Origin of the sequence: Dorea longicatena (genome assembly GCF_025150085.1) — a bacterium.
Taxonomy (GTDB): Bacteria; Bacillota; Clostridia; order Lachnospirales; family Lachnospiraceae; genus Dorea_A; species Dorea_A longicatena.
Genome location: NZ_CP102280.1, coordinates 1,863,315 through 1,880,765, shown reverse-complemented (window position 1 = coordinate 1,880,765; position 17,451 = coordinate 1,863,315). Strand labels below are relative to the sequence as shown.

The 17,451-nt window shown below is 41.1% G+C and carries 16 protein-coding genes and 1 pseudogene; 14 read left to right on the top strand and 3 right to left on the bottom strand.

Going from position 1 to position 17,451, the window contains the following annotated elements; translation table 11 throughout:
- The first annotated feature begins 811 nt into the window (after window positions 1-811).
- From NQ508_RS08945 to NQ508_RS08900, 10 genes and pseudogenes are all read left to right on the top strand, one after another.
- Window positions 812-1,222 carry a TIR domain-containing protein gene (locus tag NQ508_RS08945; protein WP_006428892.1) on the top strand — a complete coding sequence of 137 codons (411 nt, stop codon included), beginning with the start codon at window positions 812-814 and terminating at the stop codon, window positions 1,220-1,222.
- A 25-nt stretch (window positions 1,223-1,247) separates the two neighbouring features.
- A complete protein-coding gene (locus tag NQ508_RS08940; protein ID WP_155116006.1) occupies window positions 1,248-2,468 on the top strand; it encodes a tetratricopeptide repeat-containing protein in 1,221 nt (406 codons plus the stop codon).
- Window positions 2,469-2,486: 18 nt separating this feature from the next.
- Complete coding sequence (locus NQ508_RS08935) at window positions 2,487-3,074, top strand: TIR domain-containing protein (RefSeq protein ID WP_006428890.1); 588 nt, start codon at window positions 2,487-2,489, stop codon at window positions 3,072-3,074.
- Between the two features lie 485 nt (window positions 3,075-3,559).
- Window positions 3,560-5,104 carry an IS21 family transposase gene (gene istA / locus NQ508_RS08930; protein WP_006428889.1) on the top strand — a complete coding sequence of 515 codons (1,545 nt, stop codon included), beginning with the start codon at window positions 3,560-3,562 and terminating at the stop codon, window positions 5,102-5,104.
- Window positions 5,101-5,864 (top strand): annotated as a pseudogene (locus tag NQ508_RS08925) (ATP-binding protein). The gene istA and the pseudogene NQ508_RS08925 overlap by 4 nt, the downstream one beginning before the upstream one ends.
- 440 nt (window positions 5,865-6,304) lie before the next feature.
- Window positions 6,305-6,832, top strand: coding sequence for an MFS transporter (locus NQ508_RS08920; protein WP_006428886.1), 528 nt, complete (start codon window positions 6,305-6,307; stop codon window positions 6,830-6,832).
- 899 nt (window positions 6,833-7,731) lie between these two features.
- A complete protein-coding gene (locus NQ508_RS08915; RefSeq protein ID WP_195369355.1) occupies window positions 7,732-7,899 on the top strand; it encodes an excinuclease ABC, A subunit in 168 nt (55 codons plus the stop codon).
- A gap of 7 nt (window positions 7,900-7,906) precedes the next feature.
- The gene (locus NQ508_RS08910) at window positions 7,907-8,428 is read left to right on the top strand and encodes a hypothetical protein (RefSeq protein WP_006428884.1); all 522 of its coding nucleotides are present in this window, start codon (window positions 7,907-7,909) and stop codon (window positions 8,426-8,428) included.
- A gap of 71 nt (window positions 8,429-8,499) precedes the next feature.
- Window positions 8,500-9,846, top strand: a complete 1,347-nt coding sequence (locus NQ508_RS08905; RefSeq protein WP_006428883.1) for an MATE family efflux transporter — start codon at window positions 8,500-8,502, stop codon at window positions 9,844-9,846.
- A gap of 55 nt (window positions 9,847-9,901) precedes the next feature.
- Entirely contained in the window at window positions 9,902-10,423 is a 522-nt protein-coding gene (locus NQ508_RS08900) for a phosphatase PAP2 family protein (RefSeq protein WP_006428882.1), read from the top strand.
- Window positions 10,424-10,452: 29 nt separating this feature from the next.
- Here the strand turns inward: NQ508_RS08900 and NQ508_RS08895 are convergent, their stop codons facing one another.
- The 3 genes from NQ508_RS08895 to NQ508_RS08885 are packed head-to-tail and all read right to left on the bottom strand — an operon-like array spanning window position 10,453 to window position 13,686.
- Window positions 10,453-11,610, bottom strand: a complete 1,158-nt coding sequence (locus NQ508_RS08895; RefSeq protein ID WP_006428881.1) for an ABC transporter permease — start codon at window positions 11,608-11,610, stop codon at window positions 10,453-10,455.
- Window positions 11,597-12,739 (bottom strand): ABC transporter permease, encoded by a 1,143-nt coding sequence (locus tag NQ508_RS08890; protein ID WP_044920755.1) that lies wholly within the window; start codon window positions 12,737-12,739, stop codon window positions 11,597-11,599. The genes NQ508_RS08895 and NQ508_RS08890 overlap by 14 nt, the downstream gene beginning before the upstream one ends.
- A 14-nt stretch (window positions 12,740-12,753) precedes the next feature.
- A complete protein-coding gene (locus NQ508_RS08885) occupies window positions 12,754-13,686 on the bottom strand; it encodes an ABC transporter ATP-binding protein (protein ID WP_006428879.1) in 933 nt (310 codons plus the stop codon).
- Window positions 13,687-13,856: 170 nt separating this feature from the next.
- On the opposite strand from NQ508_RS08885, the gene NQ508_RS08880 reads away from it, so the two are divergent.
- From NQ508_RS08880 to NQ508_RS08865, 4 genes are read left to right on the top strand one after another with little or no spacing between them, the layout of a single operon-like run.
- A complete protein-coding gene (locus NQ508_RS08880; RefSeq protein ID WP_006428878.1) occupies window positions 13,857-15,251 on the top strand; it encodes an MATE family efflux transporter in 1,395 nt (464 codons plus the stop codon).
- Between the two features lies 1 nt (window position 15,252).
- Window positions 15,253-16,200 (top strand): ornithine cyclodeaminase family protein, encoded by a 948-nt coding sequence (locus tag NQ508_RS08875; RefSeq protein ID WP_044920752.1) that lies wholly within the window; start codon window positions 15,253-15,255, stop codon window positions 16,198-16,200.
- Between the two features lie 4 nt (window positions 16,201-16,204).
- Window positions 16,205-16,582: a RidA family protein gene (locus NQ508_RS08870; protein ID WP_006428875.1), complete on the top strand. Its 378-nt coding sequence runs from the start codon at window positions 16,205-16,207 to the stop codon at window positions 16,580-16,582.
- A gap of 5 nt (window positions 16,583-16,587) precedes the next feature.
- Window positions 16,588-17,421, top strand: coding sequence for an Mrp/NBP35 family ATP-binding protein (locus tag NQ508_RS08865; protein ID WP_006428874.1), 834 nt, complete (start codon window positions 16,588-16,590; stop codon window positions 17,419-17,421).
- Window positions 17,422-17,451 lie beyond the last annotated feature (30 nt).

Here is a 17,451-nt window from a genome sequence, read left to right as displayed (position 1 = left end):
AGTGAACATTGAAAGGGTGTTAATGCCATTCGCAAAAATGTCCAAAACAAATCGGCGTACTGATATATTACCAAATTTGGTAGCAGTATTTAGAATAATTTTGTATTATAAAAGTGTTACAAAATATCGGCGTACCCGCCACACGTTTGCAAAGTCAAACGGTCTGTACGCCATGTCTTAACCTTATGATTGCAGATATTAGCAACCTGTCAAAGGGTGTAAAAACTCAGTAACTATGCGGGTTCGCGTACTGTTAAAGCAGTGAAAAACGACACCGCACGTGGAGACTTGTGTGTTGCTACAAAGACGAACTATGTAGAAATCCTTAATTTTAGGCACTTTTTCAAGCATATCGTATTTACAAGTGAGGGCGATAAAACCCGAAATAAAGAGATTAAAAACTATATTAATGTTTCAGTAGTAGTTGATATAGAGTGTGGAGATACAACAAACTAATTCTTATGTTTAAGGGATACCTCGAAAAAAGAGGTATTCCTTTTTCGATGTAAGAAGTTTACAAATACGCATTTAGAATTATAAAAAATGCTATTGAAACGATTATGTATAGGATTTTTTTAAGTAAAGTATGGTATACGGAGTTAGTTAATTACACGAATAAAGGTAATAACGAAGAAGATTGCAAAAAAAGACAATTGTTGTACCTGTTAAAATAATATATATGTGAAAAAATAAGCTTTTTACAATGTAACCTTTTTCCTTATGTAATAGTTGAAATATCTTTGATATTAGGGTGTTTTGTAGTATAATTATTGTAGAAAAATATTACGGATAATAACATAGGAGGGATATTATGCCAGAATTAAAAAACTATCGATTACTTATAAGTCACTCATGGAAGTATTCTACACAGTATGATACTATTCTCGAATGGCTAAATACAGCTTCAAACTTTAAGTGGTCAAACCACTCAGTTTCGGCAGATAACCCATTTAATACGAAGACAAAAACTGCTTTAAAAGAGCAGTTAACACAACAGATACGAGGGTGTAATGCAATAATAGTAGTATCGGGAATGTATACTTTGTATAGTGAATGGATTGATTATGAAATTAACGAAGCAATACGAATGAATAAACCTATAATAGCAATTAAACCGTGGGGAAATGAACGGGTTCCTTTAAAGATACAAAATAATGCCACTGTTTTAGTTGGATGGAATTCTGCTAGTTTAATTTCAACTATAAGGAATTACGCTTTATAATTTTGAAGAAAAGGAGAGTTTATTTGTGTCTAGAAAAATTTGTTTTGTAGCAATGGGATTTGGTAAGAAGATGGACTATCGAAATTCTAAGGAGGTAGATTTAGATATCATTTATAAAAAAGTGATTAAAAATTTATTTGACAGCTTAACAGAATATGAATTGATTAGAGCTGATGAAATTTCTGGCTCAGAAATAATTGATGTTAGTATGTACTCATTATTGTTGAAAGCAGATTTAGTAATAGCTGATATTACAACGATGAATGAAAATGCAATATACGAACTTGGGATTCGACATGCATCGAAACCGTTCTCAACAATTATTATGATGCAGGAAAGTGAGAAAATTCCTTTTGACTTAAATCATTGTAGGATTCTCACCTATAAAGATTTCGGTGAAGTCTTAGATGATGAAGAAGCTGAAAAAATAAAAACAAATCTTCATTCGTTCATCAAAGCAAGTGAAGAACAAAACATTGATAGTCCACTATATACATACTTACCTAATATAGTTCCCCCTAATATATCCGATAGAGAATTAGATGAATTGCTTGATACAGCCAAGACAAAAGAAGAAACAATATCAAATCTTGTGGGTAAGGCGGAAGCCTTAAAAAATGAAAGTAAATTCAAGGAATCAATTTCTGAATGGAAGAAATTGCGGGATATATTACCAAATAACGACTATGTTGTCCAGCAATTAGCTTTGGTGCAATACAAATCTAAGTATCCTAATGCAACTCTAGCTCTTGGAGAAGCCTTGAATACTATACAATCTTTAAATCCAAAAAAATCTTTAGATTTAGAGACTATAGGTATCACTGGTGCTATTTATAAGAATTTATTTAAACTAAATAAGAATTATGATTACTTGGACGAAGCAATAAACTATTATAAAAAAGGATTTATAATAAAAAATGACTACTATAATGGTGAAAATTATTCAAACTGTTTATTACTCAAAACACAAAAACCAGATTTAGAAGTAGATGAAATCGAATATTTAAAATTTGAGAGCAAAAAGGTATGCAGAGAAATTATATCGTTACTAGAAGAAAATATTAGAGACAATGAAATAAATTATTGGATGTATGCAACATTAGCAACTTGCTATCTTTGTCTAAAGGATGAGAAAAACTACCAAAAATATGAAGCAGAGTTTTTGGCAAACACTACTATTGAATGGGAAATAGAAACATACAAGAATACTATTGCTGATACAAAGAAAATACTTATGATTGAATAATAAGAGGAGAGGCTTAATATGGCACATAAATGTTTTATATCTTTTAAAACAGAAGATATGGATTATAAGAAAAAGATTCAAGAAGATATGGATATTGATATGATAGATAAATCATTGGATGAACCCATCAATTCTGATGATGAAGATTATATTATGCGTAAAATTAGAGAGGATTATCTTGCTGATTCTACAGTGACAATTTATCTTATTGGAGAATATAGTGCTGAAAATTCATTTCTACAAGACCAAACATATATTAAAAGAGAATTGCAAGCATCTTTGTATAATGGTGAGAACAATACGAAGAATGGTATATTAGGTATCGTTTTACCTTCTATGTATGACAAAGTATATAAAGGTAAGGAGCAGTGTTCAGTATGTGGAAAGAACCACAACATTGTATGTATAAACGATAATACTACCATAAAAGAGTTTAGTTATAATTATTATATTCCTAAAGAAAGTGGATGTTCTTGGTCAGAAGATGAGCGTTATTGTGTTCTTGTCAAATGGGAAGATTTTAAAAATGACCCAGAAACATATATCGATAATGCTTTCAATAAGCGCAAAAGTGAAATATCCAAAAAAACAAAAGTTAGACCATAGAAATCATGTTTAAAGTAATAAGTGTTCATAACAGTATGTATTAGTATTTTCAAGGAGTAACACATATCAATTTATTACCATTGAATGGTTCTTGATACGTTGTGATACACTTTTATGCAAGATATATGGAACAGCACATAAGCATTAAAATTGAATATCTCATAGAAAAGGAATGCCTAAGATGACGTTCCTTTTCTATTTCTAGCCGTTCTTATTGGACGGTTATTTTATTACCCAAAATGAAAGGAGCATTAGATTTACGAAAAAGACATGGAAATGATTGTGTACGGGATTCTTAGCTCTTGCTTGATTATTCCGGGACTCTCTGAGCCACCTGTCCGGACTTTGAGAGCCACCATTCCGGAGAATGGGAGCCATATATTCCGGTAATTCAGAGCCACCTTATTGGACTCTATTACATATATTTCCTTTATACTGTAAATACACACCTTTGGTGTGAATACAGATAAAGGAGGTTGTAAATTATGACCAAGTATCGTGAAATCCTACGCTTGAAAAGCTTAGGATTCAGTGAGAAGAACATCGCACAAAGTTGCGGTGTATCCAGAAACACAGTCGCCAAGGTTTTGAAAAAAGCAGCGGAAATCAATCTTTCATGGCCGCTGGATTTTGACATGACCGACAGTGCGCTAGAGGAGCTGATGTTTCCTAAAGATAAGTCGGCAACGAATAAACGTATGCCAAACTTTGACTACATCCGCAAAGAACTTCTGCGGAACGGCGTAAACAAAAAACTTCTCTGGGTAGAATACTGTGAGGAGTGCCGCATGAGCAGCGAAGAGCCTCTAATGTATTCTCAGTTCTGCTACTACATCCAGAAGGATGAAGAAAAACGCAGGGCTACCATGCATATTCCTAGAAAACCAGGTGAACAGATTGAAGTTGACTGGGCCGGTGACCCTGCTCACATCATTGATCCGGACACCGGAGAAATCACAAATGCATGGATATTTGTAGGTGTATTAACTTACAGTCAGTATGCTTTTGTAAAAGCATATATGAATGAGAAAACCGACAACTGGATCAAAGCTCATGTCCAGATATTTGATTTCTTTGGCGGTGTCACACCTATGCTCGTTTCTGATAACTGCACAACCGCAGTGAATCATAAAAAGAGTGACTGGTACAACACTGCCTTAAACACAACTTATCATGAGATGGCAGAACATTACAATCTTGCCATCCTTCCGGCCAGAGTCCGGAAACCCAAAGATAAACCGAATGTAGAGGGATCGGTAGGAAAGATATCCACATGGATAACAGCAGCCCTTCGCAATGAACAGTTTTTCTCTCTTGCAGAATTGAATGCTTCAATCCGTGAAAAACTGGATGCCTACAATGCCCGTAAATTCCAGAAAAAGGAATGTAGCAGACTCAGTTTATTTCTTGGGGAAGAAATGCCATTACTGGCTCCGTTGCCTGCTACACCTTTTGAACTGGCTGAGTGGAAACAAGCCACCGTCCAGTTTAACTATCACATCGCAGTAGACAGAATGTTCTACTCCGTGCCTTATCAGTATATCAAAAATAAGGTTGATGTGCGTATAACAGATACAACGGTTGAAATATTTTATAATCACAATCGTATTGCCTCTCACAGACGACTCTATGGACGAAGCGGTCAGTATTCTACAGTGACAGAACATATGCCGCAGGAACACCAGAAATATCTGGAATGGAACGGTGACCGATTCCGTAAGTGGGCTGATTCGATTGGAATTAACACAAGTAAGGTTGTCGATGCAATACTTACCTCCGGCAGGATTGAACAGCAATCCTACAGAAGCTGCATGGGATTACTGAAACTGGCAGAAAAATATTCGCCAGAAAAACTGGAACAGGTCTGCGCTAAGGCGCTCTCTTATTCCGGTAAACCCAGCTATAAAAGTATCAAAAATCTATTGGCTGCAACAAAGGATGCACCTGATACCGAATCAGAATCATTTCAAGCAGTAAAACCACATGGCATAACCAGAGGAGCCAGATACTATGGAGGTAAAAAATCATGACAAATCAAAGTACAATCGATAAACTTATTGAAATGCATCTGACTGCTATGGCAGATGCATTCCGCATCCAGATGGATGATCCTGCAATGAAGGAAGTTCCATTCGAAGATCGGTTCGGCATGCTTGTTGATGTCGAATACAGCAACCGCAAAAACAATCGTCTGAAAAGGCTGAGTTTGAACAGCCAGATGCCAGCATCGCAGCGATTGATTACCATTCTGGACGAAAGCTGAACAAAGCACTGATCAACCGTCTGGCAACCTGTGAATACATTACAGAATACCGAAACATCTTTATTACTGGAGCAACCGGAAGTGGTAAAACTTATATGGCCTGTGCCTTTGGCATGGAAGCATGCAAGCACTATTACTCAGTACGGTATGTACGGCTTCCTGATCTATTATTGGACTTACAGGCTGCCAGGGACAATGGAACTTTCTCGACTGTCCTGAAGAAATACACCAAGCCAATAGTACTGATCATTGATGAGTGGCTGCTTCTTAAACTGACAGAAGCTGAAGCCAGGAATCTTTTTGAACTGATACATAAACGACGAAGAAAATCTTCAACGATCTTTTGTTTTCAGTTCCGTGAAAGTGAATGGTACCAGCAAATCTGTGATGGTGAAAGTACTCTTGCCGATGCCATCATGGATCGTATATCGTATGATTCCTATAAGATCGATATTGAAAGTGTTGACCCATCTAAAGACCTCTCTATGAGAGAAGTATATGGACTGAATCCAGCAATGGAAAAGTAACTTAATAAACAAAATGGGGTGGCTATGTTAGTCCGGACAGGTGGCTCTCGCCACACCGGACAGGCGGCTCTGCCGCACCGTAATATTCAGAGGATACATATCACGTATTTAGTTTACACAGAATTATTTACACACTTTATAGCGCATGGATTGTACCGGAATAGGTTAATCAAGACAAAGCCGAGGTAAAAGGGAAAAATCTTCCAAGGCGGCATTCTTGCGTTGGTTTGCGCCATTGATTCAAGCATTGCGTGATGTGAGAAGTGTATCTTCAACTACGGTGATTACGGGTGTCTCCCCGTTGTCACCTTTTTCGCCTTTCGCACCCTGAGGTCCAGTGTCGCCTTTTTCCCCGGTATCACCTTGTTCGCTTTTCGACTCAGTGTCACCCTTGTCACCTTTTTCCACCTGTATGCCTTTTTCCCAAGTGTCACCAGATTATGATTGGAATGAATTTCTTTTATTTTGAATTTGGATATTCTGTAGGCGGCAGTCTTGTATTTTGGTTTACAATTATGTATGGATTAGGAATGCTGATATCAGAGGCATCTTTTGCGTGGCTTTCCTCAAAATTCACACGAAATCAGATTATAACTGCAGCTACCATCATTAAAGTCATAGGGTATATGCTTTTTATGAGTGTAGGCTACATTTTACCAAAGAGTATTGTTTTACTGAATATCATCGGTTTCCTGATCTTCTTTTCGCAGGGAGCATTCAATATGACGATAATTGTCATGTTAAATAATACCATAGAGTATGATGAAGTCCGGTTTCATGAACGACATGACAGTATTATCTCAGCAGTAAGATCTTTTGCAACAAAGCTGGCCAGTGCAGTTGATCAGGCGGTTGTTGCGTTAATACTGATTATAAGCAATATCTATGCAATCAGTCAGAAAAATATTATTGACGAACGTAAGTATGAAGAACTGGTAGCGGAAATAAAAAGCACAAATAAAAAATGATTCAATAATAAAGCGGAGCAATAGAATGAAAAAAATGAGCAGTTTTAAATACTAGAAACAGATATACAAGAAGAAATAATCTGTTATTGGCCAGAAAAATATGATTATTCAGTTATATCGCCGGGAGATAATATAAAAGTTTATTATAGTGGCGAAATTTGGAAAACGAGTCTTGCACGAATAAAAAATGTAAAAGAGATTGAAAAATAATATCCTTGCAAACAGGGAAGAGCGAATATAAAGAAAAAATTTTATTGATTTTTTACAGAAATTGAATATAATATAGTTGAACAAAGAGATTTGTTCAATTTGAAGTGCGTTGCTACTTTGAGTGCAAGCCTTTAATTTAAGTATTTCACTGCTTTGAATGTGAACCTTTAATTTAAGTGCTTCGCAGCTTTGAATGCGAACCGTTAATTATCAGGGAGATAAGTGTATATCTCCCTGTTTTGCTTTGCTACGGAGGATAAATATGGATTTTTATCGTATAAATGAGAAATACAATCAGTTTCTGTAAAATTATGAAAAAGAGAAAAGAGGAGTTACAAAAGTACCGAATATCAGATATACAGATCGTAATAAAGTTGCTTTTGGTGCGGTTATGCAGATAAATGGAATGAACTATTTTTAATTAAATGTATTTATAACATATTGAAAAATACAGTACATAAAACATAAAAAACCACAAACCCAGATCTCCCCACACCTCTCACAAACTCAAGTGATGTGTCCAACGGGGAGATTATTTTATTGACAAAAAGAAGGAATCCCCCATGAACCAACAAGAAATATTCACATACATCCAAAAGCAATACCCCACCCGAAAGAACAACTTTCATGGAGGTTCAGGTAGAGCCGGACATGATAGGTAACTACAGCGAAATGTAGCACCTGTCATTGTGATCGAGCGTGATCTGGATGTGATGAAGAATGCAGATTACATGATTGATATGGGCCCGGGAGATGGAGATGCCGGGGGAACGATTGTAGCAGCAGGCACGCCAGAGGATATTATGGCGTCAGAACAGAGCATAACCGAAAAATATCTGAAAACAGAAAGAGGATAAAAATTACATGAGAACATATAAAATACGTTTATTAAAATGCAGCGGAAAAGACCAGAAGATATCCGCTTATCTGCAGCTTCTGACAGGCCTCGATAAAGTGATGGCTAACCGCATCGTATCGAACCTTCCAGCCACACTGTTTGATAATCTGGACGAAGAAGGCATGGAATATTTTAAAGAGGCGTTTGATTTTTATGAAGTAGAATACGAGATCACACCACTGGAAGAAACATGTGAGGTGTGCGGCTATCCATCCAGACAGGTCATTGTACTTGGGAGAATTGTAGAATATTATGGTCAGAGAAATGGCTTCTTACAGCTTGCGAAAAAATATAATTTTGAAACGAAGGAAGACCTGTCTATGGCACCATTTCTGATCCGGGATGGTATGGATGCGGAGAAAGCCGTTAAGCTTCAGCAGGAACTGACCAACATCGGAATCCGTTCACAGGTTATCCGCAGCGGAAGTCCGGTGACAGAAAGAAAGCGGAAAAAATTCTTTCAGAGATTGCTCTCTTCGGAAGTATGATCTATAATGAGCGGTGCATGTTTTCTTGTAAAGAGAAAATCATACTGAAAAAGGAAGGACATTGAGAAAGAATGAAAGATTTAACGAAGGGAAAGCCCTCGGCACTGATACTAAGTTTCGCATTACCGATATTTTTAGGAAACTTATTACAGCTGACCTACAGTCTGGTAGATACCAGGATTGTCGGCTCGTTTCTGGGAGAAGATGCACTGGCAGCAGTAGGTGCGACCAGCACACTGAGCGGTCTGATCATCGGATTTTTACTGGGATTATCCAACGGATTTGCGATTATTACCGCACAGAAATTTGGTGCGAAGAACATCGCAGATATGAAAAAGTCCTTTGCAATGTCGCTTGTGATCGGGACTGGAATATCCATTTTATTTACGATAGCAGGACTGCTATTTTTGAAATCGATCTTACATTTCTTAAATGTGCCAAAGCATCTGGTTCCGGTGGCGAAAGGATATATCGCGATCATCATAGCAGGACTGCTTGCAACATTTTTATATGATGCCTGTGCGGCGACGCTTCGTGCAATCGGAGATGCAGTAACACCATTGATCATTCTGGCGATATCTGTAGCACTGAATATCGTGGGGGATCTGTTCTTCGTTGTGGTATTGAAGACTGGCGTAAAAGGAGCAGCAATTGCAACTGTACTGGCACAGATCATTGCATTTGTGATCTGCTGGATCTATATGATTAGAAAATATGAGATATTAAGGCTTCAGAAAGAGGATTTTAAAGATCCAAGTCCAATCATGGTAAAAGAGATGATAAGTGCCGGAATGTCGATGGGATTTATGAGTTCTCTGGTTAATATCGGTACTTTGACATTACAGACGGCGATCAATAAGCTTGGAAAAGACATTATCATTGCCCATACAGCGGCGAGAAAGATCACGGAGATATTCATGATCATGTTCAGTGTATTCGGACAGACGATGGCAACTTACTGTGGACAGAACGTGGGAGCAGGGAAGATCGACCGTGTGAAGAGAGGCATCTGGCTGGCGATTGTCTACACTGCGATCTGGTCAGGACTTACGATCATTGCAAGTTATACGATCGGAGGATGGCTGGTATATCTGGTAACCGGAAGTCATAATAAGACAGTAATCTTAAATGCAACAAATTATCTGAAGTTTGATACGCTGTTTTATATTGTGACTACCTTGATCTGCATTTTAAGAAATGCGATGCAGGGATTAGGGGATCACATTACACCACTGATTTCCAGCGGCCTTGAGATGGCAGGGAAGATCGTGATCGCGGCCACTCTGGTTCCGTGGCTTGGATATACGGGTGTGATCATCTGTGAACCGATCGTGTGGTTCATTATGGTAATCCCGCTTTTGATCCAGACATTCCGGATGCCGGTACTCAGGACAGAAAAGACAGATGGAAAAATATAGAGGGGAAATATAAAAAAATATAAATAAGAAAAATCAATTTGAGAGGATAAGATAGATGGAGATACATATTCTTGATATGATCCAGAATTTAAGAACGCCAATAGGAGATGCGGTTGTTCCGCTCATTACCAGACTTGGAGATGCGGGAATCGTATGGATCATTCTGACGGTATTATTACTGATCATTCCGAAGACAAGAAAGACAGGGGTGATCATGATGGCGGCATTGCTGGTGGATGTGCTGCTCTGCAATGTGCTCATAAAGAATCTGGCGGCAAGAACCAGACCATTCGATGTCAATACAGCAGTACAATTATTGGTCGCAAAGCCGCGGGATTACTCTTTCCCGTCGGGACACACGGCGGCTTCCTTTGCTTCGGTTACGGCATTGTATCTTGCCGGGGAGAAGAAGATGTGGAAAGCGGCTCTTGTACTTGCGGTTCTGATTGCATTATCAAGATTGTACCTGTATGTGCATTATCCGACTGATATTATCGGCGGCGTGATATTCGGAAGTCTTTCCGGATATCTGGGATATAAGATTGTGGAATGGATACAGAAGAAAAAGATAAAATAGAGATAGAAAAAAGAGCAGGGCAGGCAGCATTATGCTGTCTGCCTTGCTCTTTTACTGACTACCAGTGCGATACAGAAGATCGCAGCGGCAAAAAGTAACTGGATTCCATAGTTGCGGTATAAGAGTTGTCTCTGTGCCTGAGTGAGAACAGCAGAGTTATTCAGCAGATTGTTACTGATCTCATACCAGTAGACCGGAAGAAAATGAGCCACGGTTTTCACGCCTTTTCCCATGATATCAAGTGGAACGAATACACCGCACAGGAAGCTCATGCCAAGTGTGACAACATTTACGAGGGCGGTCAGGATATCTTCTTTGGTGATAAATGTACCAAGAAGGAAGGAAAGAGCAAGACCGACCAGAAGCAGGGTCAGACTGTTGAGCATATAATATGGCATCTTTGACGACTGGAAAAATGCTTTCCGGTAAAAGAAGAAAGCAGGGATCCATGTTGTGAGCAGCCAAACGGAGCATCCGACTGCCAGATATCCCAGTGCAAGCTGCAGATTCTGGCTTCTGATGGACACAGCCGAGCAAAGGATTCGCTTTTGCAGATCCGGCTGATGGAATGCGATCATGATCAGTCCCATTACATAACACAGTATGGAGATTAACACATATGGCAGATACTGATACATGTAACCATAACCCGGCGCCTTTTCAGAAGAAGCAGATTTTAACATCGTAACATGAGAAGAACTGTCTGCATGTTTCAGAATATATGCAGCTGCCTCTTTATCGGAATAACCACTGTCTGTCAGGACACGTGCCTGATTCAGATAGGTGTTGATCTGTTGATCGACGTAGTACCCGTCTGTGCTTCCCGGAATCTTGGATACCGGCAATGCCTGATGCTCACGGAGGCAGGAGGTTTTAAAATCTTTCGGAATGGTCACGATATAAGAGACATTCCGGTTAAAGAGTGCGTCCTGGAGTTTCGCAGTGTCATCCGGCATTTGCCTGATGGTATGATACTGTGATAAGTATGTGGAAAGTCCTTTGGAAAGCACGCCTCCGTCATGATCTACCACACCTACCGTGAGTGCTTGGGCATGGAACCCGGTGCCGGAAGTATTGCTGTCGCTGCCGGAGGCAAGGATTCCGATCGTAAGGAAGATTGCCAGATACATAAATACCATCAGGAGATTGCGTTTGGTTATGATTAAAAATCCTTTAAATACTGTCATAACGTTCCCTCCTTATCATGAGAAATGAGAAGCTGATGCAAAGCAGGCACATGATTACAAGAATCAGGATACACCTGCGGTAGCGGACAGCATCATCATAGACACTGAGGCAGTAGAATGCATCACTCAGTACACTGGCAGGATTGATCCGATTGATGACCGGGCAGTGCTGTTCGATCACATTTTTCATTCCACCGAACATCAGGCCTGCAAGGAAACTCGGTAACAGTGTAACGAGGACACCGATTCCGGATTTGACACTGTAGGACAGTTTGCCGGTGCATCCGATCAGGATTCCGAGACAGATACCGATCAGGGTTCCCATAAATGTAATGAGAAGAAGTTTCGGAATGTCATGCCCAAGGCTGATATGAAGTACCTGGGTAAGGTAAAGCTCCAGGATCAGGATGTTGACGAAATGAATACTTTCCAGTACCAGCAGATCGCCGAGAATCAGGGAAAGTTTGTGGGTCGGTGTGATGCTGCGCCGTTCTCCGAGTGCACTTAAGTTCGCCTGAAGCTGAACCGTGGAATGGATGCTTAAGTAGACTCCGCTTAAGCAGGCAAATGCGATCAGTGCGAGAAAATAAGTCAGTGTCGGATCTAAGGAATGTCCGCCTAAGGACTTTTCTTTCACCAGTGTCTGATAGTCGTTCAGGGATGAAAGGGCGTCCGAAAGCTTTTCCGGATGCTGTGTGGCAATATCCCGGATCATGTCAGCATTCTTTTCATAGCTGTCCAGAAGGGAAGACAGAATGCTCTGGTTAATGCCATTGGAAGCAATGGTAAGGGAAGGAACCGACTTCACGTAATAGATGCCGGATATTTCCTCCCGCCGGAGCGCTTTTTTGGCAGCTTTTTCTGTCTTGTAAGAATGGATATCGATCATGTCTTGATCCGTTTCATTCAGAAATGTCAGGAAAGATGCTGCATTTGCGGAACTGCTTTCCACTGTGACGATGGCAACAGGAACCGGTTCCCAGTCGGTCTCTCCGGTTCCTGCAAGACCGGTATTTCCAAAGGACACATAGAACAGGGTTCCAAGGATGAGCGGAAATGCGAGAGCCCAGAACATGATAGAGCGGGAACGTATTGTCTGTAAGAACTGATATTTTAATAAATGTAACATAAAGTGTCCCTCCTTTAATCCCTGAGTTCTTTTCCTGTGATCTCAAGGAAGACATCATTGAGAGTCGGAAGCTCGGAGAAGACGCGTCCGAATGGAATGTCCTGTTCCTGCAGGTAATTCAGTACTCGGATCAGATTGTGTTTTGCACCGCTGCAGCGTAGGATCATTGTCTGATCTTGGTATGATAAGTCAAATACATGTGAAAGGGAGCGGATATCTGCCAGGTTGTTTTTCGTTAACGCAACCGCTTCGATCGTGATCGTCTCACCGGTCTTGATCATTTTTTTTAGTTCTTCGGTTGTGCCGGAAGCAAGTACACGGCCATGATCAATGATCGCGATACGGGTACAGATCTGTTCGACCTCTTCCATGTAGTGGGAAGTGTAGATAATAGTTGATCCCTGGCGGTTGAGCTCTACGATTCCTTCCAGAATCTTGTTGCGGCTCTGAGGATCTACAGCAACGGTCGGTTCATCCATGATGATGAGTCTGGGCTTATGGACAATGCCGCATGCGATATTCAGTCTTCGTAGAAGTCCGCCGGAGAGTTTCTTAGGGCGCATCTTACGGAAATCGGACAGACCGGTGAATGCGATGGCTTCTTCCACGAGTTCTTTTCGTTTTTGTTTGTCTCTGATATAGAGTCCGCAGAAATAATCGATGTTTTCATAGACGGACATCTGCTCGAAGACGGCAACGTTCTGCATGACAACACCGATATCCTGCTTGATATCGTAGCTGTCCGGCTTCATATCCTTTCCAAAGATCGTGATCGTTCCTTTGTCATATTTTAACAGTGCGAGCAAGCAGTTGATGGCGGTGGTTTTACCGGAACCGTTTGGTCCGAGCAGTCCGAAGATCTCGCCTTCTTCGATGTCGAGTGACAGGTGGTCAAGCGCTAACAGATTACCGTAACGTTTTACCAGATTTTCTATATGTACAAGCATAAGATTACCTCCTTGATGAATGTATGTTGGTACTGCAGAAGAAATGGAAGATTACTTTCTGCGGTCATGACATTTGTTACTTGTAGTATAGCGTATGACTGATTATAATGGTAGTGTCATAGGTCATAAATTGAATGTGACAATGTAATATAGGAGCAGAGAAAAAATAAATGAAAGAAAAAAATAAATATACAAAAACAATCAACAGGAAGCAATTCTACCGGAATGTATTCGCTCTGGTCATCCCGATCGCAATCCAGAATCTGATCAATGTCGGAGTCACGGCAACGGATGTGATCATGCTCGGAAAAGTCGGAGAGAAAGTATTATCCGGGGCATCCCTTGCAGGACAGATCCAGTATATCATGACACTGATCTTTTACGGAGTGACTTCCGGAGCAATCGTTCTGACGGCGCAGTACTGGGGAAAGAAAGATACCAGAACGATAGAAAAAGTTCTGGGTATGGGATTAAGTGCCGGACTCATCGTTGCGGTAGTATTCGCAGGAGCAGCTCTTGGCATGCCGGAGACACTGATGCGGATATATACCTCTGATCCGGAAGTTATTGCAGAAGGAGTAAAGTATTTAAGAATCGTAGGATTTTCCTATGTGTTCATGGCGGTGACACAGGTGTATCTGAATATTATGCGCAGTATCGAGAGGGTAATGGTGGCTACATTTATTTATCTGATTTCATTGCTGATGAATATTGTGGTAAATGCGGTCCTGATCTTCGGACTACTTGGATTCCCGGTAATGGGAGTAAGAGGTGCGGCAATCGGTACGCTGTGTGCCAGAGCAGCCGAGACAGTGATGGTTCTCGTTTATGCCATCTTCCGAAATAAAGTAGTAAGGATCCGGCTTAAAGATATGGTGAAGATCGATAAGGTTCTGTTAAAAGATTTCGCAGTTTATTCTATGCCGGTGGTATTAAATGAACTGATGTGGGGACTGGGAACGTCAGCGAATACGGCGGTGATCGGGCATCTTGGAAGCGCAGCAGTGGCAGCTAACTCGGTTGCGCAGGTGGCAAGACAGCTTGCAACAGTCGTAACATTCGGGATTTCCCATGCAACGGCGATCTATCTCGGCAAGACGATCGGGGAAGGCAAGATGGAACTGGCAAAGGCATACGGAAAACGTTTCGTGTGGTTAAGTTTGATTCTTGGAATCCTGGGTGGTGTTCTGATACTGATCTCGGCACCAATCGCCAATGCGAATCTGGCACTGACCGGACCTGCAAAGAATTACTTAAGTTTCATGTTCTTCGTTATGTCGTATTTTACTGTGGCACAGGCATTTAATACCACAATGGTAGTGGGGGTATTCCGTGCAGGCGGGGATACGAAATTCGGATTGATCATGGATGTATCGACGATGTGGGGATTCTCCATTTTACTTGGGGCAGTGGCGGCATTTATTTTGCATGCCAGTGTGCCGGTCGTATATGTTATACTGATGAGTGATGAACTGATCAAAGTACCGATTACTTTAAAGCGGTATTTGACATACAAGTGGCTGAGAGATGTCACAAGGGAACAAAAAGAACTGGAGGAAATGTAAAATGATCGTATTAAGCAAGGAGCAGATCGAAGAAATGGTCGATCCGGATCAGATGATGGATCAGATTGAAGAGGCATACCGGATCTATGGATCAGGCGAGTTCTATATGCCGCCAAGACCAACGGTAGAACATGAAAATAAGCAGCTCATGTATATGCCATGTTACACAAAGGATATCATAGGGACAAAGATCCTGTCGATCTTCCCGGAGAATTCTAAACTGGGATTGCCGTCGATAGATGGTATCGTGTTACTGAATGATTATACGACAGGCGCGCCGCTTGCTGTTATGGACGGGCAATCGGTAACGGCATGGAGAACCGGAGCTGTCGGCGGTGTGGGGATCCGCCATCTGTCAAGAAAAGACTGTCGCACCGTAGGAATCATCGGAGCAGGAATGCAGGGATTCCATCAGGCTGTGTATGCATGTGCGGCAAGAGATATCCATACCGTATATGTGTTCAACCACAGTGACCGTGATCTGACAGATTATCTGGAAAGACTGAAAAAAGCTATTGATAAGGAAGACGTAAAGGTAGTACAATGTAAAGCAGTGGAAGAGCTTGTACGAAACAGTGATATCATCTGTACAACAACTCCTTCTACCACACCTGTTCTTCCGGATGACAAAGAACTTCTGAGAGGAAAATGCATCATTGCGATCGGCTCTTATATGCCGGAGATGAGGGAAATCCCGGATGCAGTACTGGATCTGGTGGACAATGTATACATAGAACTGCCATACGCATGTGAGGAAAGCGGAGATCTAAGCCAGCCCCTGGCAAGTGGAAAACTTACAAAAGACCGCATAAAACTGATGCATGAATATCTCGTATCGGGGGAAAAAGAGATCAAAGAAGGTCAGACAACATATTTCAAATCGGTTGGAATGGGATTATTTGATGTGTGTATCGCACAGAAATTATATGAAGTAGCAAAGGAGAAATAACATTATGAAAATCGTAGCAACAGAAAAAGCACCAAAGGCACTTGGACCATACTCACAGGGATATGTACACAACGGAGTACTGTATACAGCAGGACAGATCGCAATCAATCCGGAAGTGAATGATGTAGAAGCAACTACAATTGAAGCACAGACAGAGCAGGTATGCAAGAACTTAGGAGAGGTCTTAAAAGAAGCTGGAACATCATTTGACAAGGTATTAAAGACAACATGCTTCCTTGCAGATATGAGTGACTTTGCAGCATTCAACGAAGTATATGGAAAATACTTTACATCAAAACCGGCAAGAAGCTGTGTTGCAGTAAAGACACTTCCAAAGGGAGTTCTGTGTGAAGTAGAACTTATTGCGGCTGTAGAGGAGTAAGACAAATGGCAGAAGGACAAAAAACAGGCTGCAGCCCGTCCGATTGTGCGGGCTGTTCCCATGCAGGTGAATGCGGAAGCAAACCGCAGAGTCTGATCAAACCGGAAAATAAAAAATCACACATCAACCATGTGATCGCAGTTGTCAGCGGAAAAGGCGGCGTTGGAAAATCTATGGTTACCGCATCGCTTGCAAGGCTGATGAGAGAACAGGGATTTTCTGTAGGTATCATGGACGCAGATATCACAGGTCCATCCATTCCGAAGATGTATGGAATCCATGAAAAAGCAAAAGGGGATGGAGAAAATATTTTCCCATGTGAGGCAAAGGATGGAACGAAGATCATGTCCATCAACCTTTTACTTCCGGAAGAAGATGATCCGGTTATATGGAGAGGTCCGGTCATCTCAGGTGTTGTCACACAGTTCTGGACAGATGTTGCATGGGGAGAACTGGATTATCTCTTCGTAGACATGCCGCCGGGAACCGGTGATGTACCGCTTACCGTATTCCAGTCCCTTCCGGTAGAAGGCATCGTGATCGTAACTTCTCCGCAGGATCTGGTACGCATGATCGTAAAGAAAGCTTACAACATGGCAGGACAGATGGATATCCCGGTACTCGGAATCGTGGAGAACTACAGTTATCTGGAATGTCCGGACTGCGGACGTAAGATCTCCGTATTCGGCGAGAGCCACATCGACGAAGTGGCAGAAGAACTCGGCGTTCCGGTCATCGGTAAGATGCCGATTGATGCAAGTCTTGCAGAGGCAGTGGAGAATGAGAACTTTGCAGAAGTAAGCAATGATTATCTTGCGGAAGCAGTAAATAAGCTTTAAGAGATGGAGATAAGAAGATGGTATTTGGCA

Bases quoted from the DNA above. Each gene is read 5' to 3' on its own strand.
- NQ508_RS08895 (WP_006428881.1), bottom strand. From the start codon at position 11,610: ATGACAGTATTTAAAGGATTTTTAATCATAACCAAACGCAATCTCCTG.
- NQ508_RS08920 (WP_006428886.1), top strand. From the start codon at position 6,305: ATGATTGGAATGAATTTCTTTTATTTTGAATTTGGATATTCTGTAGGC.
- NQ508_RS08890 (WP_044920755.1), bottom strand. From the start codon at position 12,739: ATGTTACATTTATTAAAATATCAGTTCTTACAGACAATACGTTCCCGC.
- NQ508_RS08945 (WP_006428892.1), top strand. From the start codon at position 812: ATGCCAGAATTAAAAAACTATCGATTACTTATAAGTCACTCATGGAAG.
- NQ508_RS08865 (WP_006428874.1), top strand. From the start codon at position 16,588: ATGGCAGAAGGACAAAAAACAGGCTGCAGCCCGTCCGATTGTGCGGGC.
- NQ508_RS08875 (WP_044920752.1), top strand. From the start codon at position 15,253: ATGATCGTATTAAGCAAGGAGCAGATCGAAGAAATGGTCGATCCGGAT.
- NQ508_RS08900 (WP_006428882.1), top strand. From the start codon at position 9,902: ATGGAGATACATATTCTTGATATGATCCAGAATTTAAGAACGCCAATA.
- NQ508_RS08880 (WP_006428878.1), top strand. From the start codon at position 13,857: ATGAAAGAAAAAAATAAATATACAAAAACAATCAACAGGAAGCAATTC.
- NQ508_RS08935 (WP_006428890.1), top strand. From the start codon at position 2,487: ATGGCACATAAATGTTTTATATCTTTTAAAACAGAAGATATGGATTAT.
- NQ508_RS08905 (WP_006428883.1), top strand. From the start codon at position 8,500: ATGAAAGATTTAACGAAGGGAAAGCCCTCGGCACTGATACTAAGTTTC.
- NQ508_RS08910 (WP_006428884.1), top strand. From the start codon at position 7,907: ATGAGAACATATAAAATACGTTTATTAAAATGCAGCGGAAAAGACCAG.
- istA (WP_006428889.1), top strand. From the start codon at position 3,560: ATGACCAAGTATCGTGAAATCCTACGCTTGAAAAGCTTAGGATTCAGT.
- NQ508_RS08885 (WP_006428879.1), bottom strand. From the start codon at position 13,686: ATGCTTGTACATATAGAAAATCTGGTAAAACGTTACGGTAATCTGTTA.
- NQ508_RS08870 (WP_006428875.1), top strand. From the start codon at position 16,205: ATGAAAATCGTAGCAACAGAAAAAGCACCAAAGGCACTTGGACCATAC.